General features: G+C 48.0%; 19 protein-coding genes. 7 read left to right on the top strand and 12 right to left on the bottom strand.

Going from position 1 to position 25,748, the window contains the following annotated elements; all coding sequences use genetic code 11:
* Positions 1-75 precede the first annotated feature (75 nt).
* The 3 genes from G499_RS0111210 to G499_RS19685 all read right to left on the bottom strand — a co-directional run bounded on the left by G499_RS0111210 (position 76) and on the right by G499_RS19685 (position 6,655).
* Positions 76-2,148 (bottom strand): beta-carotene 15,15'-dioxygenase, Brp/Blh family, encoded by a 2,073-nt coding sequence (locus G499_RS0111210; RefSeq protein WP_027000022.1) that lies wholly within the window; start codon positions 2,146-2,148, stop codon positions 76-78.
* A 521-nt stretch (positions 2,149-2,669) separates the two neighbouring features.
* Complete coding sequence (locus G499_RS0111205) at positions 2,670-5,186, bottom strand: DUF748 domain-containing protein (RefSeq protein WP_027000021.1); 2,517 nt, start codon at positions 5,184-5,186, stop codon at positions 2,670-2,672.
* A gap of 509 nt (positions 5,187-5,695) precedes the next feature.
* Positions 5,696-6,655, bottom strand: coding sequence for a L,D-transpeptidase family protein (locus tag G499_RS19685; RefSeq protein ID WP_051296179.1), 960 nt, complete (start codon positions 6,653-6,655; stop codon positions 5,696-5,698).
* 282 nt (positions 6,656-6,937) lie between these two features.
* Here G499_RS19685 and G499_RS0111195 point away from each other — a divergent pair, with 282 nt between their 5' ends.
* The gene (locus G499_RS0111195; RefSeq protein WP_035727291.1) at positions 6,938-7,540 is read left to right on the top strand and encodes a TetR/AcrR family transcriptional regulator; all 603 of its coding nucleotides are present in this window, start codon (positions 6,938-6,940) and stop codon (positions 7,538-7,540) included.
* A 235-nt stretch (positions 7,541-7,775) separates the two neighbouring features.
* Positions 7,776-8,168: a hypothetical protein gene (locus G499_RS0111190; RefSeq protein ID WP_027000019.1), complete on the top strand. Its 393-nt coding sequence runs from the start codon at positions 7,776-7,778 to the stop codon at positions 8,166-8,168.
* A gap of 184 nt (positions 8,169-8,352) precedes the next feature.
* Here G499_RS0111190 and G499_RS0111185 read toward each other — a convergent pair whose 3' ends face one another.
* The 6 genes from G499_RS0111185 to G499_RS0111155 all read right to left on the bottom strand — a co-directional run bounded on the left by G499_RS0111185 (position 8,353) and on the right by G499_RS0111155 (position 19,070).
* Entirely contained in the window at positions 8,353-11,451 is a 3,099-nt protein-coding gene (locus tag G499_RS0111185; RefSeq protein ID WP_027000018.1) for an AAA family ATPase, read from the bottom strand.
* Positions 11,452-11,555: 104 nt separating this feature from the next.
* Complete coding sequence (locus tag G499_RS0111180; protein WP_027000017.1) at positions 11,556-12,791, bottom strand: metallophosphoesterase family protein; 1,236 nt, start codon at positions 12,789-12,791, stop codon at positions 11,556-11,558.
* A gap of 266 nt (positions 12,792-13,057) precedes the next feature.
* Entirely contained in the window at positions 13,058-16,111 is a 3,054-nt protein-coding gene (locus G499_RS0111170) for an ATP-binding cassette domain-containing protein (protein WP_027000016.1), read from the bottom strand.
* Between the two features lie 197 nt (positions 16,112-16,308).
* Complete coding sequence (gmk, locus tag G499_RS0111165) at positions 16,309-16,890, bottom strand: guanylate kinase (RefSeq protein WP_035727289.1); 582 nt, start codon at positions 16,888-16,890, stop codon at positions 16,309-16,311.
* A 96-nt stretch (positions 16,891-16,986) separates the two neighbouring features.
* The gene (locus G499_RS0111160) at positions 16,987-17,448 is read right to left on the bottom strand and encodes a hypothetical protein (protein ID WP_027000014.1); all 462 of its coding nucleotides are present in this window, start codon (positions 17,446-17,448) and stop codon (positions 16,987-16,989) included.
* Between the two features lie 74 nt (positions 17,449-17,522).
* A complete protein-coding gene (locus G499_RS0111155; RefSeq protein ID WP_027000013.1) occupies positions 17,523-19,070 on the bottom strand; it encodes a hydroxymethylglutaryl-CoA reductase in 1,548 nt (515 codons plus the stop codon).
* Between the two features lie 289 nt (positions 19,071-19,359).
* Between G499_RS0111155 and G499_RS0111150 the strand changes: the two genes are divergently transcribed.
* Both G499_RS0111150 and G499_RS19680 read left to right on the top strand, forming a co-directional pair.
* Positions 19,360-20,136: a 3-hydroxybutyrate dehydrogenase gene (locus G499_RS0111150; protein ID WP_035727285.1), complete on the top strand. Its 777-nt coding sequence runs from the start codon at positions 19,360-19,362 to the stop codon at positions 20,134-20,136.
* A gap of 389 nt (positions 20,137-20,525) precedes the next feature.
* Entirely contained in the window at positions 20,526-20,942 is a 417-nt protein-coding gene (locus G499_RS19680) for a MerC domain-containing protein (RefSeq protein WP_051296178.1), read from the top strand.
* A gap of 376 nt (positions 20,943-21,318) precedes the next feature.
* On the opposite strand, the gene gyrB is transcribed toward G499_RS19680, so the two are convergent.
* The 3 genes from gyrB to G499_RS0111130 form a co-directional block, all read right to left on the bottom strand.
* Positions 21,319-23,286, bottom strand: coding sequence for a DNA topoisomerase (ATP-hydrolyzing) subunit B (gene gyrB / locus G499_RS0111140; protein WP_027000011.1), 1,968 nt, complete (start codon positions 23,284-23,286; stop codon positions 21,319-21,321).
* 93 nt (positions 23,287-23,379) lie between these two features.
* Positions 23,380-23,814, bottom strand: coding sequence for an ATP-binding protein (locus G499_RS0111135; RefSeq protein ID WP_027000010.1), 435 nt, complete (start codon positions 23,812-23,814; stop codon positions 23,380-23,382).
* Positions 23,811-24,149: an STAS domain-containing protein gene (locus G499_RS0111130; RefSeq protein WP_027000009.1), complete on the bottom strand. Its 339-nt coding sequence runs from the start codon at positions 24,147-24,149 to the stop codon at positions 23,811-23,813. Before G499_RS0111130 ends, G499_RS0111135 begins: the two co-directional genes overlap by 4 nt.
* Positions 24,150-24,477: 328 nt before the next feature.
* Here G499_RS0111130 and G499_RS0111125 point away from each other — a divergent pair, with 328 nt between their 5' ends.
* The 3 genes from G499_RS0111125 to G499_RS22020 all read left to right on the top strand — a co-directional run.
* Positions 24,478-24,864, top strand: a complete 387-nt coding sequence (locus G499_RS0111125; protein WP_027000008.1) for a TraR/DksA family transcriptional regulator — start codon at positions 24,478-24,480, stop codon at positions 24,862-24,864.
* A gap of 44 nt (positions 24,865-24,908) precedes the next feature.
* On the top strand, positions 24,909-25,499 hold the full coding sequence (scpB, locus tag G499_RS0111120) for an SMC-Scp complex subunit ScpB (protein WP_027000007.1): 591 nt from the start codon (positions 24,909-24,911) through the stop codon (positions 25,497-25,499).
* A 49-nt stretch (positions 25,500-25,548) separates the two neighbouring features.
* Positions 25,549-25,748 (top strand): hypothetical protein (locus tag G499_RS22020; RefSeq protein WP_035727282.1); only part of this gene is annotated, 200 nt, incomplete at its 3' end.

Below are 25,748 nucleotides of genomic sequence, written 5' to 3'. Positions count from 1 at the left end.
AGTGTGTGACTTTCTTAATGTCCAAGGATTTTTGGCCATACATTTCCCAACCCTATTTTGACTGGGTATCGCGTGCTAAGAAGCTCTCCTCTCCGATTGTTTATAAAAGCGCGCCATAAAATAAATATGCGGCAGGCTGATGGCAGCCAGCGCCATAAAACCATAGGCCGCATAGCTTGTCCAGTAGATGATGTGGCCTTGTATCGAATACAACAACAACGCTATCAGCAAATAAGCTCCCAAAGAAAAAGGCATCGCCCTATAGGCTAGTTCTAAGTTGCTTAGCCGTAGCTTTTGGCGAATGTCTCTCCAGCCTGTAAGGCTGTGTGTGAAGGTGAAATAGAGCATAAAAGCTACCAAAAGAGGCAAAAACGCGGACAATACCAACTGGACAAGCAAGAGTATATAGCCACTGCGATGTTGGCCGGGAATCATCCAACACAACACCCCCAAGAACATAAAAGCCGCCATGCTTCCCCACCTAGCTTGTATTGGCGAAAGCCCTAAGGGCATACCCATTGCCGCCAAAATAGCCCCCAAAGTTTCGGGATGTGGCAGCAATAGTGCGGCCAAGAGTGCAGTGCCATATATGCCTGCGGTCAAAGGATGAAAAGCTTGCCACCTTCGCAAATCTGTTTCGCCAAAATGCCAAGCAGAATAGGCTATAAACAACCCTAAAGCCAGCCCTGTGTGTAGCCACCATAAAAGCCCTACCACAGCCATCACCCCCAGATAATGCCCTACAAACCGTAATAATCTCCAACCCGAAGCCTGCTGCGCCAAGTGATGGTCTACAGCGCCATGGGGTATTCCCAATAATAAAAATCCAATAGCTAGGGCTACCAAGGCGGCTGCATATACTCCGGCAAATGCTCCCCAATATAAGGCCAACAACACCGCTGCTGTCGAGGCTGAAAACAGTTCTGAAGGCCATTTCCGAGGCCGGAGCAAGTCTTGCCATAGCGCCCATAAAAAGGGCCGCAGCGGCAAGCTGGCAAAGATACGGAGCTCTTGAAGCAAGGTGGTTTTTTCATCCAAAAACTTGAGTACCATCCATACTGGAACGCCTGCAAACAGACGCTCGAAGATAGGTTTGCCCAGCGACGGAAAACAAAGCAAGAGATGGAGCAACAGGCGGTCATAGAATACAAACCGTTTTTTGCGATTAATTGCCTGATAACCAACACTTTGTGCCTGCGGTGATTGTAGGGCACGCGCAATGGCTTGTGCGTGTGTATACATCGTCTGAAAAGCATAGCCGGTCGTGCTTTTTACGGCTCCTGCTACCGTCCCAAGGGGCTGATAGCCCGGCAATGGCTGCGTGTGGTTGTCGGCATACAACGCCGTACTCATCGGGATGCGCCCAAGTTCTGTTTCAAGGATAGTATATGGCCCTAGGTGCGTGCGAATCCAAGTATCCAAGACGGGCTGCGCGCCCTCCTTGTCAAGAAATGCCGCCCCAAATCGCGTCAGCTCTACCAATGCCTCTGTAGCCGAAAAAGGCAATACATACACAAACTGGCACTGCTCCTGTTGCGCCACCTCAAAGTTCATCAGTTGAAACACCCGAGGGTTATCCTTCCAGCGAGGTTGGTCTAGCCGAATGCGCCAGCCTACAAAAGACTGCCAAAGAGGAATATCTCTCACGGCTTGGTTGGCATTCCAATTTTTGGGTACCAACATGCTACTGTTGTAGACCTGCGACACTGTATACACCTCGCCCGAATCGGTGCAGATTTGCCACCCACCCATACAAGGCTGCAAAGTATTCACACGCGCTTCAATCCAGCTTAGAGACGTATATTGACAACAAGCAGCATATACTTGGGCATAAAAATCAGCACTGCGTATGTGATAATACCCAAAGGGCGCGATGGACTGGTCTTGGTCTTTCAACGCTACGGCATCCCAAGAATAACTGATGGCCGGCGCCAAATCGCGGATAATATTGTCGGTTGATGCTGCCCAAAAACACCAAGTCCGGTCGTTTTCTCCCCATTTCTGGGTTGGTTCAAACACCAACACCCGATGTGTTGCCAAATACCCCGACTGGTGTAGCGCATACAGTAAGTGCATCCCAGCGCCGCCGCCGCCTACGATGGCAAGACTAGCCTCATACAAAGGCGCTGTGTGGGGTATAGTTGGCATAGACAACAAGGGTTTGATTGTATTTATCAAAACCCGTGTTGTACTATTTTGTTTTGACTATATATCAACTAAGGAACAACTACGTTACGTTGGGTATTAGAACTTGTCTCACGCCACTGGATATTTTCAAACCCCACCGTTCACACTGTGGGCTAAGTCTCATTGTACCCTCAAAATGAGGCCTCAGCTTGTTTCGGAGCTGGAACTCCGAGTTACTCAAATGTCCAGTGGCGTGAGCTTGTCTAAAATTCTCTTCATCGACCCCAAAACACTGCCTTTTGGCTGCTACTTCGTTAAAAATGCCCGCCGTAGCCCTCCCACGATTATACCAAGATTCACAAGCTTTGAAGATTTACAGGATTTTATCTCCTTGATTATCAAGGATTTTCAAAGCGCAAATTTCCCAAACCAATTGTGATTGGGTATAAAATCGTGGGCTAAACCAGCGCCTGCGTTTTTTGCCTAGTATCAGCACAAAAATCAGCTGTTTTGAGTGCCGCGCCGAAAATTTAGACAAGCTCTTAGTCTAACAAGGGCGCTGTCAGTGTATCGAGGCGAAAAGGTTTGGTTTCGAGCGCCATTTTATCAAACAAATTGAGCAGGATTTGCTTTTCGCGCTTCCACTGCTGGTCTAGCTGTTGGGCGGAGCCAAACTCTACAAATCCGGCTTTGAAATCGCCTAGCGTAACCCCTTGGGCGCTGAGATAGAAATTGGTTTTTCGGAACTCCTCAGGGCTGAGTGCTGCAAAAGCTCCCCTGCGTTCTTGGGGCATAGGGAGGCGGATGCGGTAGTCTATCTTGGAGTCGGGTGTAGCATATCCCAAGATAGAAAGTGTGGCTTCGGGAGAAATAATCTCTAACTCGGGAATAAAAATCGTCTGATTTCGGATTTGGAGAATATGGCGCAGCTCCTGAAAAGGCAGCTCAGGATTGAGTTTTATTTTTCTGGTACTAAGGGAGTTGACAATACGGCGGATGGGGTCAAAATTGACAAATCGGCCATTACGAAGCCGCAACGCTGCATCGGCCACGACCTGTGGCCATTGGATACGGAGGTATTTGTCGAGCACTAGCGAGAGCTGGACATCGGCCTGTAGCTGGCCACGGAGCTGCGTATATTGAATACTTTGTTGGCCGAAGTTGTTGAACATCCTCAGGAGTTGATCTGCCGGCACTTCGTTGAGTTGCCAGCGGCTATCGAGGCGTATCCAGTGAGGTTGTTGTGCGTTGAGGACAAACAGGCCCCCCACCGGCCCATCAGCAAGACGCATCGATACATTGCCAGAACGCAGCACTTGGTCGCGCAGCGCTAGGTCAGCGCTGAAGCCCTGCCCCCTAAAGCCTGCAAACCGCAAGGTATCGGCCTCTATACGCAGGCTGCCTGTCCAGCGAGGCGGCAATACAAAAAGATAGGGATGCGACTGGAGATTGGTAAGGTCTGCATTGGCGCTGAAGCTCTCCTTGTGCAGCAATTCCTCAAAATCTAACAAACCTGCTTTGAGCTGCCCACGGAAGCGCAGCGGCTGCTGAGCCAGCAGGTATGCGGGCAGGTCAATGAGTTGGAGTTGGCGGATATTCAACGAAGAGCGCCCAATAAAACCACTCAGGCCTTCGACCTGAAGCGTATTTTTATCGAGTGTGAGCGTGCCCTGCAACTGTCGGAAGGGAGCCGGGTAGTTTTTCCACTGAAAGCTGACCTTATTGAGGTCTATTTTGCCGCTCAGATTGATATTTTGCGGGTTTTGCGCTTTGCGCAATTGCGAGAGTTGGCCATTGAGACTAAGCGACAGCCCAACTAGGCCGTCGGCTTGGCGGATATGGTCGAAAGCAAAAAATTCTGTCAACGCGGCCATATTCAGCCCGGCATCCAGCTGTAATTCCAAGAAAGGGTCAGCAAAATTGAGCACATACAACTCTAGGCTAAACTTGCGGTTGTCGAGCCTGCCTGTCAGGGGCTGGATACGCAACGAGGTGGTGGCCAAGGATTGAGCGCTGCCATTGCTAAAAACCCCCTTAAAGCTCATATTCTGAATAGATTGATTGATATTGGGCGAGCGGATGACTACATTGTCGCAGCCAAATTCAAAATTAATCGCAGGGCTACTTTGCGCCGACCACATCCCCTTGGCTGCGCCTTTGAGATACACTTCGCCTTCGGCCTTATAGTCGATCAGTTGTTCGTAATATTCAAGCGGCAACAAGGCAATGAGCGCCTGTAAATCGCTTTTTGGAGACTGGAAGACAAGGTTGACCTCTGTGCGCCCGTGTTGCGCAAAGCGCAACACGCCACTGTAGGCCAGGGTACTTTGCTTGTAGCTGACCTCCCCCTTGGTCAGCAGTACCTGAAAACTGTTCAGGTCTAGAGTCCCTTCCATATCCCAGACCAAACGGTCGTACTGTAGTAGGGTTTGTTTGGCAGCTTCGACGCTGAGTGTTTGGGTGCTTGCTTGTATGCGGTACGCAATCTTGCCGGCCTTGTTGTGGCCTAGGCTGATGGTGGCAGCCCCCACCAAGCTGTGTATTTGTTCGTTGCGTTGGCGATTTTGATACCGGATATGCACATTCTTGAGCTGTAAGGCCTGAATGCTTGCTGCTTGCCCCCCAGCTTTGTTGGTAGGCCAGCGCAGTGCATCAGCAAAATTAGCCGCTCCACGTGCGTCGGTGGTCAGATAAAGGTCGCCATTCTCGACTTCGAGCCGCTCTACTTGGTAGTTGCGCCGTAATACATTGGTGATGTGTAGGGTGAAATGTACCCGCTCGGCACTGAGTAGCAGCTGCTTGTTGCGTGGATGTGCACCCAAAACCTTGAAGTTCTGAAAAGTCAATGTCAATCGGGCAGGCGTACGAAAAAACGAAAAATCAACCCGACCGACCGAAAACTCTGAGGACAAGTACTGCTCCAACTCATCGGCCAAACGATTGGCAATAGACTCTTTGTATACATAGAGCACCACACTGGCTACCAAAAGCAAGAGTAAAAAAATACCGATTAAGGTCAAAGCCAAACGGCGTAGTGATTTTTGTAGAGAAAATGCCATAGGTTATCGTTTGAGGGTAAATATAAGCAGCCAAACGCCAATGCTGCAAGAAGGCGCAAAATAAAGTTCGCGTCTCTAGGGCTTGGTATTCCTAAATGCTTGTTGATGTCTATTAAGTACCTATGCAAAAATAGCTTGTGTTTGAGTCATTGTACAATATATTGAAAATCAAGTCAGTATATCAACTAAGCACTCAAAACTAAAGATTCATAACTACTTATACCCAGTTAAAATTAGTTTGGGAAATATGTAACACCAGAAATCCTTGATAATCAAGAAAATTAATTCTTGTCAATCCTCAAGTCAACTACCCCAACGCTGGAAGTTGTAGTGTCGAAGCCAATAAGGTTAGGAACCATTCAACCAGTAACTTACCCATTTCCAAAAAAGGTCAAGTAGTGATGTATCTATTCCACATCCCGAAGGGTACAATGTTTATAGCATATTAGGGTATTGAGCCTGCGCCACCCACAGGGTCGATTGATGGGGTAATTTTATTGAATACCCCCTTATTTACATTTTTCTTGAACGATATATTTACCCTTTGGCGTAATGGTAACACGAGGCAGGTCGTGGCAGAGGTCAAAGTAATCATAACCTTGTTTGAGCGAAGCCCACAGCGTTTGCAAAAGCTCATTATCTTTGGCCTGTTCTTGGAGCTTCTCATAGCTTTCCTTGTCCATTTTGGCGGGGAAAATAGTGATAGGGATTTTGGGCTGGCCGTCAGATTTGGCCTCCACAGCCAACACATACAGCTCCTTGATTTTATCATCTCCAAGGGGAATGCTGCCCACACTAGTACAGCCTCCGAGGAGGAAAATATCCCCGCCTAGGTCTGCACCTTCTTCGCTCCGCAGTTGGTCAGCCCGATTAGGATAGTTGATTCCCAGCGAAAGATGAAAGCTACTGGATGGGTTGAAGCGGTCTATGATATAAAAACCTTCGGGTATTTGCTCATCTCCTTTGGTAGTTTTAGGGCCTAGCGTACCCGAAGTAGCGCAAAAAGGATAGGTGATGAGTAGCTGAAACTGGGCATCGGCGCGATCGCGTACCCATACTTCTACAAGTTGTTCTTGTTTGAAGACCCTCAGGTAGATATCTATTGAAAAAGTCAGGATGCCCTTTTCTTCTAGCAACTTGAGCAAGTTGGCGCGTTTGGCTCGAAAAGCATCCCTGACCCGAGGAAAGCGCATCTGTTTTTCCTTAAAAGAGGTATCGATGACCGTTGTGAGCGCGTTCTCGGTGCTATCTGCCGTTGTGGCATTATCAGGAACAGCGGCCTCTGTAGCCTCGGTCGTATTTTCGGTAGTGCTAGATTTGCCCCGGCTAAAGCTGTAGGCCAAAGCCAAAAAGATAAGCACCAATGCCCCCAAAAGTAGGTAAGTATTCTGAGGTTTGGTTTTGAACTTAAAACCGGCCCTAGGTTCTGAGGTCTTTTTGGCCGCCCGAATGCGTTCACGGTGTTTCATGAGGGTGCGCGAAGTATAGAAGTGAAAGGCAGTAGGGTAGTAAATGCTTGCCTAAGGTGTGTTTGGCTGCTCTGCTTGCGTATACAAACTAATTAGACCCAAGCACCCAAAAACACTGGCAAACGCTAAGAAGCGCCTAAAATAACGAAAAAATCAGCGGCTATACAAGCCTTGGGGCTGGCTTAAACACTTGATTTTTGGCTTTATGCCCTTGTTTTGTTAATTTTAATACCTTTGTATGCCTTGCGAGGGCAAGGATGATTGTGATTGATTACCAATGCTATGCTCAAAACCGAACTTAAAAAAGAACAGATTCTAGAAGCCGCCCGCGACCTTTTCAGTCAGGCTGGCTACAGCAAAACCACCATGCACGAGATAGCCGACACACTCGGTATGGCCAAATCGGCACTCTACTACTACTACACCAACAAAGAACAGCTGTTTATGGATGCCTTTTATGGCCAATGGAAAGCTGCTTTTGCGGAGTTTAGGATGGAAGCCAACAGCCAAGAGGACCCCTATCAGGCCATTATGTATTATGTAAAGGCCTCGTTGGGGCATTTCCGCCAAGTAGTTACCACACACCAAATCTCTATCAAAATCTTGGTTGACACACGGGCGCTCTTGCGCGAGCGCTTCAAGGAAATACAAGCCCAAGAAATACGACTTTACCACCTCCAGCTTTCCGCCGGTATTCGCGCCGGGCAGTTTACCCCCTGTGATACCCAAGAGATTGGCCTCTATATCTCTGACCTGAAAGACGCTCTCTTGACTAAGGCCTTGGCCCAAGCTTTAGAAAAAAAACAACGGAAAGTAGACTTTACAGAGATAGAGTATAAAATAACAAGGATTGTTTCATTAATTTTGAACGGTTTGTTGAAATAGTCAGATTTACAGTCTAAATTTGAGCTGTTTTAAAGGTGCTAAGTAGCGTATTTGTTCCTAAACAATGCGCTTTTGGAAGGTCTCAAAATCTTCAAACTACTTAGCATTCAGTACGGTTCACGCGGTGCAGCACTTTTAGAGTGCTTTTTGTTGATTCAACATTTGACCAATCAAACAAATTAGTCAAAAAGTAAGTTTACCGATTTAAACAACAACTCTTCTCATTTAAACAATCATGAAAAAAATCACAAGCATATTTGTAGTAGCTCTTGTAGCGCTAGCCAGTGTAGTAGTAGCCGCCGATGGCGTCTTCCAACTTGTATTCTCCACTACTGATGTAAGCCTCCAAGCAGGTGAAACCAGCACAGTAGATCTAACCATCAGCAAAAGCAAGTCTTACCAAAAAGCCAAAGTAGAGGTAAGCACCAACAAACTCCCACAAGGAATTGAAGTAAGCTTCGAGCCTACAGGCGACGACCAATACAAGGTCATCATTACTGCCGGTGCTGAAGTGCCTGCTGGTACTTATTCGGTGATGATACAAGGCAAAAGTCTTCGCGAAAACCGTGCTGCTATCCTAAATGTAACGGTAAGCACCACCACCAAAGCTGTTGGTACTGGTCAATAAATTTCTTTTTTGATTGGATTTGTATTCCTATACATTCATAGGTGTTAAGTGTGAAAATCTCCCGCACATTGTGTCGGGAGTTTTTTGTGCCCTGCTTTTTCGTATTTTGGAATATATTCCCCCGAAAGCCGGCGCTTGCCTTGGGTGCTATTTCGCAGCCGAGGCAATCTTTACCACTGGCAGATTACCAACTGGGGTGGCAGAGGCTACCGTTTTCAGCATCGCGAGTAACATCTAAGTAGACCGGGATTTGGCGTTTGAGCTGCTCTACGTGCGAAATGATGCCAACGATACGGTTTTCGTATTGGAGCTGACGCAGGGTCTCAAACACGGTCTGGATGGCTTGCTCATCCAAAGAGCCGAAACCTTCGTCCATAAAGAAAAACTTTTGATTGCTCTGTAGCTTCTCTTGGATGCTATCGACCAAGGCCAACGCCAAACACAACGAGGCCTGAAAGGTCTGCCCACCCGATAAGGTGTTGGTAATGCGGGTACGGCCTTCGTTGAGCATATCACGGATGATGATTTCGCCCTTGGCATTGTCTTCAGGGTCAAAATAATATTCTAGGCGTAGCTGCTGCTTGGTGAGCTTGCTGAAGCGCTCGTTGGCGAGGGCGCAGATATTCTGCAAAAAAGTAGTCGATACATAATTGACAAACCCTTCAGCGGTGAAGAGCTTTTTGAGGTCGTTGAGATTTGTGCGGCGCTCTTCTAGTTTTGTGAGCTGTGTCTGGAGGCGCTGTTTTATTTCCCAGTCTTTGCGTGCGTTTTCGAGACGCTGTTTGGCGGTGGCTAGTTGCTCGATGAGGTGTCTTTGGCGTTCTTCGGTGCGTTTGAGACTGTCTTCTGTATTTTTGGCGGCTTGTTGGTCATAGGGCAGGGTATCCAGCTTGCTCTTGCGTTGGCGTAGGTTTTCGGCAGCTTGGGCTAGCTGAGCCTCAAAAGCCTGCAGGGCGGCTCGCTCTTGAGCCGTATCGAGCGCTTGTGCCAATAGCTCCCTCACGGCAGCTTTATCAGCAAACTGGTGGATTTGGAGGCGATCTTGCAGGATGGCGCTCGTTTTAGCAAGCGCTTGTTGGTCTTTCTCTTCGACCTGCGCTAGGCTTTCGAGCACCCCCTTGAGGTGAGCTTCGGCTTGTTGTTGTTTTTGTACTTCAGTTTGCAGGCGGGTATACGTCTGTTCGGCCTGTTGTAGCCGGGTGTTTAGCTCGGCCTGCATCTGTGTGGGGTCAGGATGTTGGAGATGTTCGGGTTGGTGAAGCTGTTGTATGGCGGCGAGCCTGTCAGCTAGTTGGCCTTGTAGTGTGGCTAGTTTGATTTCAATTTCTTTATACAAATCCTGAAACTTTTGGGCATCCTCCTGTGCGGCTTTTTGGGCGGCCTGTTTGTCTTCGAGGGCTTGTCGGATTTGCTCTAGGGCTTGTCGCTGTTGTCGTTGTTGTTGTTCGGCCTGTTCAAAGGCTTGTTTGTTTTGTAAACTAAACTGTCCGTATTTGGGAAATTGCGTTGCATGGGTGCGGAGGCGCTCTTCCACAGCAGCCTCTTGCCGAATGTTTTCTTGCCGCAGCGAGTGCTTTTCGCGCAACATAGCCCGTTTTTCGCGTAGTTCCTTTTGTAGCTCGAGCAAGTAAGTGTGCTTGTCTTGGAGTTTATCGCGCTCAGCTGTCTGTGCTTCAACCACAGGCCCAAACTCCTCCCGAATATCCATTGGGTGTGGATGATCTGTAGCGCCACAAAGCGGACAGGGGCGACCCGGTTGTAGGCTTTCGGCATAGGCCACCAGGCCTGCCTGCACACGGAGGTGCTCTAGGTGTCGAGAAGCTTGTTCGAGTGTTTGTTGGGTTTGCCGTATGGCGGCTTCGAGCGTCTCTTCCCAAGAATCGGGGGTATGTTGTAGACTGCTGTTGAGCGGGGCGATATGTGCATTTGCCCAAGCTTCAATCGTTTCTTGAATCTGCGCATACTGTTGGCCTTGTTTTTGGCTTTGAATCCGATATTGTTGCCATTGTTCTTCGAGGAGTTGCTGCTGGTCAAACCAGCGCCGGTAATCGCTCAGGATTTGCTCATCGAGCAAGCCTTGTTTTTGGGTGGTCAATTGAGCCGCCAACTTTTGAGCTTCTTCGGCCAATCGTGTTTGTTGTTGTTGGTTGGCCTGTAGCTTGGTCTGCCCTTTGGCAAGACGCTCTTGTTGCTCCGCGATTTCGGTCTTGGTTTGTTGTATGGCCACGATTCGCTGCCAGTCCTCTAGCTGTATCCGCCAAAGGTCGCGCTGTTGATAGACTTGGGTAGCGTCGTGGAGGGCGGCTTGTTGTTGGGCAAGATTTTGGGTTAAGGTTTGTAACGCCTGGGTTTGGGTTTGGCGCTGGGTTTGGGTTTGTTGTAGTTGCGCTTGCAATTGCGCTTCGGTGTCGAGCAGGTCTGCCAGTTGAGTCTTGGCTATTTCGTAGCGCTCCAGCGATTGTTTGCGGGCTTCCCACTGATAGCGCTGCGCCTCTAGCCCATCAAGTGTCGCCTTGGCTTGACGGTACTCTTGCTCCCATTGGCGGGCTTGTTGCCACTGTTCGTACTCCGTACGGAGCTTTTGTAGTTTGTCTTGGGTAATATGCTGTTCTTCTTGCAGATTATCTATTTCGGCCTGAATTTTCTCCATCATCGGCAGGTCTACTTCTTGCAACCCCTGCATCTCTCCTTCGTTTTTGGCAATGGCTTCTTTTGTCTCTTGGATAAGGGACGTTACCTCATCATACAAATCATAACGATGGAGGTCAAAAAGCTCTTTGAGCATCCGAGTACGGGCAGTATGACCGATTTGCAAAAACTCCTGAAACTTCCCTTGTGGGATAATCATCACTCGCCGGAAGTTTTCATACGAAAGGCCCAAAATATCCTCTGCTTCCAAATCAGTCGGAAGCCAGTTCTTGCTTTCTACATCATAGCAGTAGCGCGTGCTCTCTTGCTTGGTAACATCGGCAAAGTTGCGGCTATTGCGGCGGTAGCTGACCTCAAACTTGTAGCGTTGCGATGTTCTGCCGCCTATAAACTCAAAGGAGACATAGAGCCTGTCGGACTTGAGGTTCATCAAGTTATACCCCATATTGGCTTTAGTCATCCGGTCTACTTGACCAAAAAGCGCCAATGTGATTGCGTCTAGCAATGTAGACTTGCCGCTTCCCACTGCTCCAAAAATACCAAATAGCCGCGCCTGACTGAGCGAGGCAAAGTCTACTTCGGTAAGTTGGGTATAAGAATAGAGGCCTTGTAGAATGAGCTTTTGCGGAATCATTTGGTTTGTAAAGTATGCGGTATAAAGCAGAAAGTATCAGGCGGAAAATATAGCGTATAAGGCTTGAAGTTCATCAATCATCAAAATCCCAAATCGTCAATCACCTATCCTCTTCGTCCGAGTACTTCTTCAAAGAGTTTCAGCAGTTCTTCGTTGGGTCGTGTACCTTTTCGGCTTTCAAAATAGTCAGCAAAGAGAGACCGGATATCGCGATTAAGGTCAATAGTAGGGCGGCTATCTATATCCCAGCTATCTAGGTTGCGCATTTCGGGGATGAGGCTCAAGATGCGCGGGTGTGCTTCGGCCAAAGCTTGACGCTCTTGGGCAGTGAGGTAAGTGTCGGTCAAGATTGTCAGCTCTACCCAAGCCTCTTGGTGTACCTGAAGCCATTCGAGCGCATTGGCTACGCCAGCAGCACGGTAGCGCATCAGCGGGCGCGGCACTTTATAAGAGACAGCACGGATATCTTTCTTAGTACGCAATGCCTGCCCGGGGGCTACTTCTACGACATAGACGTGTTTGAGCAGCGAGTCGTCGGTAAAACTATAAGGCAACAAGCTGCCGCTATAGGCCACAGGGCAAGGGCTGAAACTCAAGACCTGGGTGCGGTGGATATGCCCAAGGGCCGCATATTGGATTTGGGGAGGAACTTGGTCGGCAAAGAATAGCTGAGAGCCACCCAAGTAGCGTATGGGGTTTTCTTCTTCTTCGGCCTCCTCAGGCTCAGGGCTGTCGCGTTCAGCCATAAAGAGGTGGGCTACGAGCAGGTTTACCCCTTGAGTATCACAGTAGCGCTCGGCCAAATCATACCAGTGATTTTCGATGCGTTCATTCAAGACTTGCTCGCGCATCTGGTTGCCTAGGTATTCGCGTATCCGGGCTTCGTTAGGGTAAGGGCTGAGCAACAGCCGCAGCGGGTAGTCGTAGGCAGGGAGTTGGATTTCAAGAAAACCTCTGTCTTGGCGGAGCGTACGTAGACCGGTAGATAGGTCAAATGAAGGAGGGGTAGTAAAGGGGTATCCTGCCAAGACAATCCCATACTCATAGGCCAATTGAGTAGCCACTTCGACGCGCTCGGGGGAGTCATGATTGCCCGCAATCACCACTACCGCCGTTTGTCCTTCGCGGGTAAGACGCTTGAGGGTGTTGTAAAACAAGCGTACAGCATCATTCCCCGGATTGAAAGTATCAAACACATCGCCGGCGACCAAGACCACATCAACTTCTTCGGCATCGGCAATCATAATAATTTCTTCCAACACTTGTGCTTGCTCTTCGAGCCTGGCAATACCATAGAGCCGCTTGTCTAAGTGCCAGTCTGCGGTATGTAGTATTTTCATTTATCTCTCTTGTTGTATTGCGTATGCGTTTCCGGCTTTTGTGCCAAGGTATACTTGGTGCTCCCTTGATTCTTAGGGCATCAATCTCCCTGCTATGGTGCTTCTGACGCTATATCTATTACAAATCAAAGGCCAACCAATGGGAGTAAAGATAAGCAAAAACAGCTATACACAGGGTTGGCATCAATGGTTTTTCAAAGCCTCTAGCGCAGAAACCAAGGTGTTTTCCTACCAATTTTGGTGCTTCCGTGGTTGGGGCTGACAAGTTATCGCCTTTTTTTTCCAAACTCTACCAAGCTTAATAAGGCTTGGAGGGCATTGTAATACAAGGCCAGATACAAGACCGCCGTCATTGTCCAGATAGCCAAGAGGTTGAACCAGAAGGTATCGATATACAGCCCTGCAAAATGCTTTTGTGGCGCGAAGAAGTGCGTACGAAAAGCCAGAAAGTCCTCTAGTTCACGAGCTGGTGTCTGAAATATGGGGTATATTTTCTGTACCAGCCGCCCATCTATCTCGGCAATATGATTGGTTTCGTTGAGGTCTTGTACAATTTCGGCTACACTCTTGTTGTGGTACTTACGCATCTGCGCCAGATAGCGCTCGCGGTCTTCGGGGGTCTGTACCAAGGCCGATACGAGGCGGTCTCGCTCCGCAGAAGCCCAGTTGTATTGGCGGATGTAATGCTTGCGTAAATCGTCAAAATATTTTTCGAGCAGCTTGGCCTGCTGAAGGTCAAAAGTAGTGGTGTCGATGGGTAACTTACCCGGATAGCTCAATTGAGGCACGTGTACTTGTGAGGTATTGACCTCATTGTTGAGCAAGAGCAGGGCATTGGCCACCGAAGCCCTTGTTTCAGGGGTTTTATGACTGAAGTATGTACGACAGTAGGCCAACTTGGTCAACAAACGGGGTACATAATAGACCTTGTTGTATTCGGACATGGCCATTGTTTGGTCTAATGGGTAAAGCCTGCGCTGGAAAGGATTGTCCTTGAACTGAGTAACCATCATTGCCTCATAAGCCCAGCGCGAAACCATCAACTCACTTACCCAAGGCACCTTGGTATCGGAGCCCAAGTGTGGGTTTACATGATCGAAGCGCACCACAATACCTCCCAAAATCAACTGAGGAATGAGCATCACCGGGATGAGAATGTAAATCGTTACGACAGATTTGAACGAAGCCGAGATGTTCAAACCTAGCATATTGGCAAAACAAGCCGTAGAAAACAAGAGTGCCCAATATTGGAAACCCATCGCCTTAATTTCGAGAATGCTGTTGCCAATGAGTACAAACATCAGCATCTGCAACGCTGAAAAACCAAACAAAATCCCCACCTTAGAGCACAGGTAGCTTGTGCGGCTCAGGTGTAAGAACGCCTCCCGCTGCCGAATTTTGGCATCTCGGATGATTTCCTCCGCACTGACAGTCAGCCCCACAAAGAGCGCTACAATAATGCTCATAAACAAATACGCAGGGATGTTGAGGTTTTCGTAGAAGCTATACACCGAGGCTGTGTCGCTGTCGTGGTCTATGTGATAATAGCGCACAATGTAGGCCAAAATCAGCGCCAAGGCGGGCGCTACACCCAAGCTGATACTCATATATTGGCTATTGCCCAACTTCGACATCAGGTCGCGTAAGCCAAAAATCCAAAATTGCTTGAGCCGCGACGGAATGTCCAAAGAAGAAGGTGGTAAGTGCGTGGCTGTGTGGACTTCGGGCACCTCTATGTGTTCGTCAAACAAGCGCCGCCACTCTGCCGGCGATACCTTCCGCTCCGAAGTATAGCGCCCATACTCGTCGATGAGTTTGGTTTCGATGATATTAAAAATCTGCTCTGGGTTTACATTGCCACAGGTCATACAGGCCGCTGCGTGGCTGTTGATGAGCTCAGCCCTAGAGCGAAAATAGGTGATGGCCTCGATAGGGTCGCCATAATAAATCTGATAACCGCCCACATCCAGAATGACCAGCTTATCAAACATCTTAAAAATATCCGAAGAAGGCTGATGAATGACCACAAAGACCATTTTTCCTTTTAGAGAAAGCTCTTTGAGCAGGTCGAGGATGTTTTCGGAGTCATTGGACGAAAGCCCCGAAGTCGGCTCATCCACAAAAAGCAGTGCCGGCTCGCGCAATAGCTCCAGCCCTATGTTGAGGCGCTTGCGTTGCCCACCGCTGATGGTCTTTTGCAAGGGGTTGCCCACCTTAAGGTGGCGGATTTGGAACAGCCCCAAGTTTTGGAGAATTTTATTGACCCGCTCGTCGATTTGGGCTGCTGTATAGCTATCAAAACACAACTTGGCTGCATAGTAGAGGTTTTGGTACACAGTCAGCTCCTCAATGAGCAAATCATCTTGAGGAACATACCCGATAACCCCCTCGATACGGTCTTTGTCTACGGGGTCGTGGATGTCAATCCCATTGACCAATACCTGCCCCTCGACGGGGGTAGCTGTACCATTGAGCACATTGAGCAAGGTAGACTTGCCAGAGCCGCTTGCCCCCATCAGCCCTATCAAGCGCCCCCCCTCTTCGGCAATGTTGATATCGCGCAGACCGATGACCCCTCCCGGGAAAGTCAGGGTGATGTGTTTGGCTTCAAAACTAATGCGCTGGGTGGACTGCGCGTCTTTGAGGAATGCTACGACTACATCGCTGTAATACACCGGCGAAAGATGCTCCCCACGAATAGAGCCGCCATTTGAAAAACTGTAAATATGATGATCTTTCATCACCACGCCATTGAGGAAGGTGTTGTGGTGGTCTTGCTGGAAAAATTTCAGCCAATACATCTCCATACTCGGGATGCGCAAAACAGCTACCAAATCACCAAAGCCTTCGCGGAAAAGGTGATTATATCCTTGAGGTAATTCCTTGCCGCTGATTATCAAGATGTTGGATAGCCCCAAGTTGACCACATCATCATTAGTAACAAAGGCTTTGATGATGCTATATTCGTGGCTGTCTATGTTAAACTCTTGTGCCAACTCATCTACCAGTTCTTCTTCGCTTTCGTGAATCCCTCCATCAGCACTGACCAGCTCCAGCAAGTGCATCAACACAATTACTTTCTGTTTCTGGTCTAGCTCTTGATTTATTTTTTTGGCGATATTATGAATCTGAAGCTGGGTTTGTAGGGCAATAGAGGCGTATTCATCAAATAACTGCTGAAAGCGGGGAACGTCGTCATAATTAAGGTTTTCGCTGATAAAGTCATAGGTTACCTTCTTTTCCGACTCCGTTACTGTGCCGTCTACACTAGCCGAAATGGCTAATAACTGAATAATTGCTTTGAGTATTGGTTCACTCATAACAGCCGTAGGGTTAGACCAAGATGATGCTGTGGGTAAAGATAGTCAAAAAATGTAAACAGCGCTGATTTTTAGCTCATCCACATCAAAAAGCATCATTATACCCAATATTCAGTGATTTTCAGCACATACCTTGCCCCCCCACTAGACATTGCCCTAACCAACTTCCTGTGGGTATATACCTAAGGCTAAAGCTACTATTGATTCAAGAAATCTACCACCAATTGACTGACCTCTTCCAGCATCTGATCAAGGTGTTCATTGATGATGACTTTGTCAAAATTATCTGCAAACCCCAATTCGTACGTAAACTTATCGATGCGCTTTTGTAGGCTTTCGGCAGAATCGGTATTGCGCTCTTGTAGGCGGGCAGCCAACACTTCCACAGAAGGCACTTTCACAAAAATAGAGAGCGCTTGTGCACCAAAATAATTTTTGAGAGAAATCCCTCCTTTCACATCCACATCAAACAACACCGCTTTGCCTTGCGCCCAAATGCGCTCTACTTCGGCCTTGAGTGTTCCATAAAAAGAGTTTTCGTATACCTCTTCCCATTCGACAAAGGCCTCCTCTTGGATTTTGGTTCTGAAAGCTTCCGGAGTTAAAAAATAGTAATCCTTGCCGTCTATTTCGTTGGGACGTTGGCTGCGGGTACAGGCCGAAATAGAAAAACCCAAACGATCGGGGTATTGGGTAAGTAGGTGGCGTACGATGGTGGTTTTGCCAGAGCCTGAGGGGGCAGAGAAAATAATGATTTTTTGATGTTTGTGCGCGTCCATAAGGAGGGTTATGAGATAGAAGCAATAAAATACCCCCCTTATTTTGGAGTGTTCGGGCTTACAAAATTACGAAAAAAAGCCGAAAGCCTACAAATGCTAAGGAATCTTCTCCTCGGATATACCCAGCTGAGCTGCCGCTTGGCGGCGCGTCGGAAATTGTAAGAGCATCAGTAGGAGAACAGCAGCCACAAAGCCTAGCAGCCAGTCTGAGCCAGATAGCCACCAAGATACGATGCCCAGCATAGTACCTCCCTCCAGAATTGCTCCTTTGAGGATGGTAGCCTTGCTAAATTCGCTCAGTTTGCCGGCCATATCAGGGGTGTTTTCGGCTTTGCGGATGAGTTTACGAAATACTGCCACCGATAAGGGCAACGACATCAAGATATAAACTGCAGCGGCTATGTCTAGCGTGCCTTGTAGGGCTTCATTGCCTGAGCCATCGGTAGCTGGTGGCATTACAAAAAGCAAAAAAGCAATTATCCCCACCTGTGAGGCCATAAGTGCTCCCCAAACAATCATGATGCTTGTGAAAGGGACTCGATTTGGTGCTGTACTCATAAATATGTCTTGTTTTGTGGGTGTTATGAAATAGGCTCTCTGAGCAATCAAGCCCAGAAAGCCTTGCCTATAATTTAGCGATTGCGTCCGTATTTTTCGTGGCTCGACACCCAGTCAGATGAAGAAATAGCCGAGGCCAAGGAGATTTCACCGGCCAATACTGTTCCGGCAATGATTTCGGCCAACTTATTGACAGAGCCCCTGCCGGTGCAGCCCAATACTTGCAAACACTCATTCTGTGTGGCCAAGCCAACACCTCCACCGTGGGTAGCGATAATAAGCGAAGGAATGGTAATGGAGATGTAGAGGTCTCTTTCGGGGGTAAGCTCCGAATAAATCACCCCTGCTGACGACTCCGACACATTGGCCACATCTTGACCTGTGGCGATAAACATCGCCGTAATGGCATTGGCCGAATGTAGGCCGTTGTTGTTGGCGCCAGAAAGAATAGCGCCTACGTTGGCGATAAGTCCGTGATAGGCCAGTTTCTCTGGCTCTACACGCATTTTTTGAATCAACACATCCCTTGGGATGATGGCCTCTGCCACTACCCTTTTGCCACGAGTACGCATCACATTGATTTGTGAGGCTTTTTTGTCGGTAGCAAAGTTAGATTCTAAGTAGAAGTTGACGATGCGCTGGCCTTCGTAGTGGTCTAGTATCCAGCTACAAGCCGCAAATGTGGCTCTGCCGACCATATTCTGCCCTGCTGCGTCGCCAGTAGTGTAATTGAAGCGTAAGAAGGCAAATTTATTGGATAAGTAGGTGTCAATGTCTGAAAGTTTGGCTACGCTAGAGGTAGCCTCAGCTTCTTGGGCTATTTTGGTGAAATTGGCCTGTACCCACTTGGCAAAATCACGCGCACCGCGTGCATCCTCAAACACAAACACTGGGGCACGCTGCATTGCATCGCCAATGACTGTACACTTCGCCCCACCGCTGGCGTTGAGCACCTGTATGCCTCGGTTATAAGACGCTACCAACGTACCTTCGGAGGTAGCCAAGGGAATCAAAAAATCACCCTGAGCGTGTTCGCCATTGATACGCAACGGTCCAGCGAAGCCTAGAGGCACTTGTGCTACTCCGGTAAAGTGCTCACAGTTGCCCTGAGTCGTGTGAGGGTCAAAAGAATATTGGGGAATATGTTGGAGTTTGACCCCGGCAAATTCCTCTACAAACTTTTGCCGGGCTTTGATAGCCTCCGGGCTGTAGTCGTCCTTGTCGTCGCGAGGTATTTTGATACGGTTTTGGTCTTCTTTTTTGATAGAATCATCTACCTGTAACTCCAGCTTACCAAAAGGGCTTACTTCAAAGCCTATTTCCAAACTATGTTTGCCTTCGGGTAAGGCCTCAGCCTTAATCAAGACATTAAAGGTCTTGCGTAATGGAAAATCTACAGGGTTTTGGGCGTTGATGTCTGCCGGACGCAACACACGGTCAAGCAAATCTATACTAACATCTTGTAGGGATACTTCTTGCCCATTGATTTTGATACTAAAAATGCCTGAAAGGGTGGCATCGCTCAAGCGGTTTTTGATAGAAAAAGACAGGCCTTGCTCTGTATTCTTGAGGCTGCCGTGGGTATAGAGTTGCTTGAGGAGTAGAGATGGTACTACAGTCATAAGTATATGGGTTAGGAAGTGAAATAGGCGATTAGTGATTGGCTCTGCTGAAGAACCCTGCCTACAAAAATAGGCAAATTATTGACTTTGCCTAGTGAATGTGCTAAAAAATAGGCCAATCACGTTGAATTAATTGCTCTATTGGTAAGATTTGTCGCTTTTTCTTGGGTTGTGCTGTTATTCGTTGCTGCTCTTCAATCTCACACACTTTGAAGCGCTAGCATTTGGCAAAAAATGCTTATTTTTAGGCAGCTTTAAACCTCATTTATCACCTATTTCCCAAAAAACTATGAGCAGAAACAAGAGCGCTATCATTACTGGCAGCACCAGCGGCATCGGCCTTGGCTTGGCCAAAGTGTTTGCCAAAGCAGGGTATAATATTATGTTTAATGGTCTGGAGTCGAATGGTGCAGAAATTGCCGCCCAAGTTGCTGAGGAGTTTGGGGTAAAAACCCGCTTTGCAGGAGCCAATATGCTGAAGCCTGAGGAGATTCAGGCAATGGTCAAAGAGGCTGAAGAGGCCTTCGATGGGATTGATGTGTTGATTAACAATGCCGGCGTGCAGTTTGTAGCGCCCATCGATGAGTTCCCCGAAGACCGTTGGAACCTTATTATTGGGGTCAATCTCAACTCCGTTTTCCACACTACTAAAGCTGTTTGGCCGGGAATGAAAGCCCGCCAATTTGGCCGTATCATCAATATCACCTCTGCCCACGGTATTCGTGCTTCCGAATACAAATCGGCTTATGTGGCAGCCAAACACGGGGTAACAGGCCTAACCAAGGTGCTGGGCTTGGAAGGAGCGCCCTTCAATATCACCTGCAATGCCATTGCCCCGGGTTATGTCAAAACACCCTTGGTAGAAGGACAAATTGCAGACCAAGCCAAGGCCCATAAGCTCAGCGAACAAGAGGTAGTAGAGAAAATTATGCTCTACAAACAAGCAATCAAGCGGTTTATCAATCTCGAAAGCTTGGGGCAGGCCGCCTTGTTTTTTGCCTCCGAATACTCTTCCGAAACAACTGGTATTACCCTGCCAATGGACGGAGGCTGGAGCTCTCAATAGCCGCCTCACACACCTATACCCAAGCGCCGCGCTATGGCGGCGCTCACCCTACACAAACAGCCTATCAGAAGTCCTATCTGGATGCAAAACGAAGAGCCGCCTCGTAGAAATATACAGTGGTATACCAAGCCACCGGAGGTTTTCCAACATGGCTTAAAGACTTCCGAAAATCCACAAAGCAATTCCTCCTTTGCATATCCTTTGCGGGCAAGTTATATCCCTAGGGGCAAAATGAGTACGTCAACGAAAAAACCGAAATGTTCGTTATTGTAATGGTATGTCCCATCCCTTCGGACTAGCCCTACCCTTGGGGGAGTTTTTGGTATATTTGCAACTTTATTGAGACAAGCCTTGTTATTATTTGCAACAAAATTGCAAGTACACTCAAAATGATACGTAAAGACTTTTTTGACTTCCACTGGGATTTTGCCGGCTTTGCTGCCTCTTTTTTGTGCGCTCTTCATTGCCTCGCAACCCCATTTATATTTACTTTCTCTACTGTAGGAGCCGCGTATATTGGGCATCACTGGTGGGTCGAGTCTTCGATGCTTGGGCTGAGCGCCGTGCTGGCGGTCAGTGTCTTATGGCCTAGTTATATTAAGGTTCATCACCGCCTTAATGCCCTCTTGATGGCTGGTTTGGGCTTTGTCTTGATTGGGTTGGGGCTTTGGGTATTTGAACACCTCCACCCTTATGGAGAAGTAGTTTTTTCGAGTGCCGGCGCATTAAGTATCGCCGCCGCACACGTAGTCAATTGGCGAATGAGCCGCCAATGTACTGACAAGTCGTGTAAAGTTTCTCACTAATATACTGGAATCTAGGTTTTTGTCTTAGGCCTTCTCGATGTTCAAGGGCTTTTGACATATCATTCCTCTACACCAGTGGGCATTTTTCACTTCCATAGTCAAAACTGTGGGCTAAGTCTTATTTTATCCCCAAATGAGGCCTCAGCTTGTCTCGGAGCTGGAGTTCCGAGCTGCTTTTCCAGAAATGTCCAGTGGGATGTCATTCCCCCTATTTTGAAAGGGGCTTTCACTCCATCTTAAAACCAAAGCGGCGCATCAACAACTCGTCTTCGCATAGGCTATTGATAATCAAGAGCTTCGGACAAACATTGGCACAAAAAAAACCATCCGGCAAATTGCAGGATGGTTGATGTGATACCTTTCATCAAAGCATCGCCTAGATATCGATATTGGCGTACTTGGCGTTCTTTTCAATAAACTCCCTACGCGGGGGAACTTCGTCGCCCATCAACATCGAGAAGAGATAGTCGGCATTGGCTGCCGATTCGATGGTAATGCGCTTGAGGTTACGGTTATCGGGGTTCATGGTGGTATCCCAAAGTTGCTCGGGGTTCATCTCACCCAAACCTTTGTATCGTTGGATGCCCACGCTGTCTTCTTTGCCTTCGGGCGCAATCTCTCGGATGATTGCATCACGCTCCGCATCACTCCAGGCATAGCGTTCTTCTTTACCTTTTTTGACGAGGTAGAGCGGTGGCAAGGCCACATAGAGGTATCCCTGCTCTATCAATTCGCGCATATAGCGGAAGAAGAAGGTCAGGATCAGCGTTCGGATGTGGCTACCGTCTACGTCGGCATCGGTCATGATGATGATTTTGTGGTAGCGCAGTTTGGTCAAGTTCAGCGCTTTGCTGTCTTCTTCAGTACCAAAAGTTACGCCCATAGCCGTAATCATGTTCTTGATCTCCTCATTATCGTAGATTTTGTACTCCTGTGCTTTTTCTACGTTGAGGATTTTACCTCTGAGGGGCAAGATGGCTTGGAAAGAGCGATCACGACCTTGCTTGGCACTACCACCTGCTGAGTCCCCTTCCACAAGGTAGAGTTCGCATCGTTCGGGGTTGGTGTCGGAGCAGTCGGCAAGCTTACCGGGCAGGGAGGTACCGCCCATCACATTTTTGCGCTGTACCATCTCGCGGGCTTTGCGGGCTGCTTGGCGGGCTTGGGCGGCTAGAATAACCTTTTGGATGATGAGCTTGGCTTCACGGGGGTTTTCTTCTAGGTAGTAGCCCAAGATTTCGCTCACGGCATTGTCTACCGCGCCGATAGCATCGCTATTGCCTAGTTTGGTCTTGGTTTGGCCTTCAAACTGAGGTTCGGCTACCTTGATAGAGATAACGGCAGTAAGACCCTCGCGGAAGTCATCGCCGGTGATTTCGACCTTGGCCTTTTCGAGCATCCCGCTTTTGTCGGCATAGCTCTTGAGTGTACGGGTCAGCGCCCTGCGGAAGCCCGATACGTGGGTGCCGCCTTCGTGGGTGTTGATGTTATTGACATACGAGAAGACGTTCTCGCTGTAAGAGTTGTTGTATATCAAGGCGACTTCTACGGGGATGTCGCCGTCGGTTTTTTCTACGTGTATCGGAGCTGGCAGCAGGGGCTGGCGGGTAGAGTCGAGGTGTTCTACAAACTCTTTGAGGCCTCCTTCAGAGAAAAACTCTTCGTAAAGGTGCCGGCCTTGCTCATCAGTCTCGCGCAAGTCTGTCAATGTCAGGCGGATACCCTTGTTGAGGTAGGACAATTCGCGCAAGCGTTTCGAAACAGTCTCGTATTTGTATTCGGTAGTGGCAAAGATGGTCGCGTCAGGCTCGAAATAAATCGTAGTTCCTGTACGGTCGCTTTGGCCTACTACTTCTACAGCTCCCTGAGGGTTGCCGGTGCTATATTTTTGTTGGAATACCTTGCCTTCGCGGTGAACAGTAGCCACGAGCAGGCTAGAGAGCGCATTCACACAAGATACACCTACCCCGTGTAGGCCTCCGGATACCTTGTAGGTGTCTTTGTCAAATTTACCCCCTGCGTGAAGGATGGTCATCACCACTTCGAGGGCAGACTTGTTGAACTGGCTGTGCATCCCGGTTGGGATTCCGCGCCCGTTGTCTTCTACCGAAATAGCGTTGTTGGGGTGGATAGTAACCTTGATGAGGTCGCAGTGCCCGCCCAAGGCTTCATCGATAGAGTTATCGACTACCTCCCAAATCAGGTGGTGAAGGCCGCGTGCTCCTACATCGCCGATGTACATCGAGGGGCGCATACGAACGGCTTCAAGGCCTTCCAGTGCGCGGATGCTGTCTTCAGAATAAGTATTGGCACTAAGGCTTGTCTTTGCTGTTAACTCACTCATGTTTTATGTTTTTACGAACTTGTAAATTTACAAAAATCCCGCGTTATCTCATAAGACACGCGGGATTTTTTCGACTTTTTGGGGCTTTTGGGTCTAAACTTGGGGCGGAGCTGCGGCGATATTTTTACAGAGCCGCCACATATGGAATTGTTTGCCCGTAATGACCTCTACAGTATCCATAATACGGTTGACGAGCATCAGCCCCATACCTCCTTTTCGGCGCTCCTTGACGATTTTATCAAGGTTAGGCTCTTGGTATTGGGCAAAATCAAAACTATCGCCATCATAATCAATAATCTCAAAGACGAGCTGCCCATCAGGGCTTTGGCGGATATTGATTTCGATATGGACGCTAGGGTTACATTGGTGGGAGTAGATGATAAGGTTTGAGCAGACCTCGTCTACGGCTAAGACGAGCTGGTTGGTTTCTAGTTCTGATAACTGGAAGTTTTGTAATACTACATTGACAAACTCCCGTATAAGACGAAGGTTATCCTTCAAGCAAGATACTTTATAGGTATGAATCATCCTTCTTTCAATTTTTTAGCTGATTCTTTAGTAGGCGGGAGCGGCATTACTTTGTGTAACCCTAGGATTTCGAATACGTTGAGTGTTTTTTCATCCAAGCCGAAAATGGCAAAGAAGATGTTTCGGTCTTTCATTTCTTGTATATACGACATAAACACTCCCAAACCCGCCGAGGAGATATACTGAATGTTTGTGCCATCTACCAACAAGGCCTCTATTTCTTCTTGCATCATCGCCTTCATTTGCTCATCTAGTTGAATAGAAGAGGAGGCATCTACCTCTCCATATATTTCGATAATCGAATAGGGCGGCTCATATATCACTTTCAGTTGCATAGTCGTTTCGAGAGAAGTACGTTATCAAACCCTGTGGGGCTTTATACGTTGTATTAATAATGAATGAAGAAACAAGGTTAAACCGTTAGGCAAATAACCAAAAACTCGACAAAAAGGCAAACCACGAAACGAATATACCACATAAGCGTATAAGAATGCTTACGAAACTGAGGGCAAAGAGGTTTTTGCTTTGCAAATAATTTTTGTTTTTTCGACGAATGATTAGTTTTGCAGCGGCTTGGGCTACCCTGAGTCTATGAGCCTTTGGCAAAACAAAGTATCTAAAAAATCAGTATTAAGCATCACTAAATCTCATACTCAAGAAATCATGGAAAAGCAAGATAATCTAAGGTACTCTGAAGCCGACTTGAAGGAGTTTGAAGAAATCATCCTCAAAAAGCTTATGGATGCGCGCAAGGAGTTGGACTTTATCAAGGATAGTATCTCGCGACGTAATGACTCAGGCACGGATGATACCACCGGCGGCAATAGCAAAACCCTAGAAGATGGCGCAGATACTGCCGAAAAAGAACAACTCAATCAGCTGGCAGCTCGCCTACAAAAATATGTAACCCAGCTCGAACACGCTCAAATACGTATCAAAAATGGTACTTACGGGGTCTGTATTGATACCGGAAAGCTGATTCCTAAAGAGCGCCTGCGCCTAGTGCCTCATACACAACACTCTATCGAGGCCAAGCTGGCGCGCAAATAGCGCTGGGTGTTTAAATCAATAGCATACACAAAATCGTTACGTTCGTGGATTTTTTACAAAGCCATATCGAAGCCCTTATTTTTTGTGCCAATGAGCCATTACAGTTAGGGGAAATTCAAACCTGTATCTCCGAGCTGCTCGGCACAGAAGTCCCCACTACTGATGTTCAACAGGCCATTGATAGGCTGGTACATAAGTACGAACGTGGCGATTATGCTTTCAGGATTTACCCTATAGCAGAAGGGTATCAATTTTTGACAAAATCGGACTATCAGGCCGTAGTGGCGATTTTGCTCAAACACAAATCCCAAAAACGCCTGTCTAAGGCTGCGCTCGAAACCTTGGCCATCATTGCCTACAAACAGCCCGTTACCAAAACCGAGGTAGAACAAATCCGAGGGGTCAACTGTGATTACAGCATCCAACGCCTACTCGAAAAAGAGCTGATTACCATCCAAGGTAAGGCCGAAACCGTAGGCCGCCCCCTACTCTATGGTACTGGCCCTAAGTTTATGGAACATTTCGGCCTCAAAAGCATTGATGACCTCCCAATGCCCCGCGATTTTGGCCAAACAGACAGTGAAGAAAATCCCCAAAGCCAAACCCCTGAAAGCGAAGAAAGTACGCAGGAGTAGTGGCCTTCCCGAAAATAGGGTGTATCTTTGTGCCCTAATTTGATTTTCTATGAGCACACAAAATCCGAACCGAGGGGGAGGCAAACGTCCGAGCCGTTCGGCTAAAGCCAATACTTCGGGCAGACAATCCTCTGAAGGGAAAGGAAAAAAGCAGTTCTCCAAAAGCTTTGACAACAAAGGAGAGCGCAATTTCAGACCAAAGCGCCGCGACGGTGAGCAGTCTGGTGAATACCGCCCCAAACAGTTCTC

The organism is Eisenibacter elegans DSM 3317, assembly GCF_000430505.1.
GTDB classification, from domain to species: domain Bacteria; phylum Bacteroidota; class Bacteroidia; order Cytophagales; family Microscillaceae; genus Eisenibacter; species Eisenibacter elegans.
Note: the sequence above shows the minus strand (reverse complement) of the source record. Positions and strands in the feature narration are given on the sequence as shown.

Bases quoted from the DNA above. Each gene is read 5' to 3' on its own strand.
- G499_RS19680 (WP_051296178.1), top strand. From the start codon at position 20,526: ATGATACGTAAAGACTTTTTTGACTTCCACTGGGATTTTGCCGGCTTT.
- G499_RS0111125 (WP_027000008.1), top strand. From the start codon at position 24,478: ATGGAAAAGCAAGATAATCTAAGGTACTCTGAAGCCGACTTGAAGGAG.
- G499_RS0111135 (WP_027000010.1), bottom strand. From the start codon at position 23,814: ATGATTCATACCTATAAAGTATCTTGCTTGAAGGATAACCTTCGTCTT.
- G499_RS0111150 (WP_035727285.1), top strand. From the start codon at position 19,360: ATGAGCAGAAACAAGAGCGCTATCATTACTGGCAGCACCAGCGGCATC.
- G499_RS19685 (WP_051296179.1), bottom strand. From the start codon at position 6,655: ATGAAACACCGTGAACGCATTCGGGCGGCCAAAAAGACCTCAGAACCT.
- G499_RS0111155 (WP_027000013.1), bottom strand. From the start codon at position 19,070: ATGACTGTAGTACCATCTCTACTCCTCAAGCAACTCTATACCCACGGC.
- gmk (WP_035727289.1), bottom strand. From the start codon at position 16,890: ATGGACGCGCACAAACATCAAAAAATCATTATTTTCTCTGCCCCCTCA.
- G499_RS0111170 (WP_027000016.1), bottom strand. From the start codon at position 16,111: ATGAGTGAACCAATACTCAAAGCAATTATTCAGTTATTAGCCATTTCG.
- G499_RS0111205 (WP_027000021.1), bottom strand. From the start codon at position 5,186: ATGGCATTTTCTCTACAAAAATCACTACGCCGTTTGGCTTTGACCTTA.
- gyrB (WP_027000011.1), bottom strand. From the start codon at position 23,286: ATGAGTGAGTTAACAGCAAAGACAAGCCTTAGTGCCAATACTTATTCT.
- G499_RS0111195 (WP_035727291.1), top strand. From the start codon at position 6,938: ATGCTCAAAACCGAACTTAAAAAAGAACAGATTCTAGAAGCCGCCCGC.
- G499_RS0111160 (WP_027000014.1), bottom strand. From the start codon at position 17,448: ATGAGTACAGCACCAAATCGAGTCCCTTTCACAAGCATCATGATTGTT.
- G499_RS0111130 (WP_027000009.1), bottom strand. From the start codon at position 24,149: ATGCAACTGAAAGTGATATATGAGCCGCCCTATTCGATTATCGAAATA.
- G499_RS0111210 (WP_027000022.1), bottom strand. From the start codon at position 2,148: ATGCCAACTATACCCCACACAGCGCCTTTGTATGAGGCTAGTCTTGCC.
- G499_RS0111180 (WP_027000017.1), bottom strand. From the start codon at position 12,791: ATGAAAATACTACATACCGCAGACTGGCACTTAGACAAGCGGCTCTAT.
- G499_RS0111190 (WP_027000019.1), top strand. From the start codon at position 7,776: ATGAAAAAAATCACAAGCATATTTGTAGTAGCTCTTGTAGCGCTAGCC.
- G499_RS0111185 (WP_027000018.1), bottom strand. From the start codon at position 11,451: ATGATTCCGCAAAAGCTCATTCTACAAGGCCTCTATTCTTATACCCAA.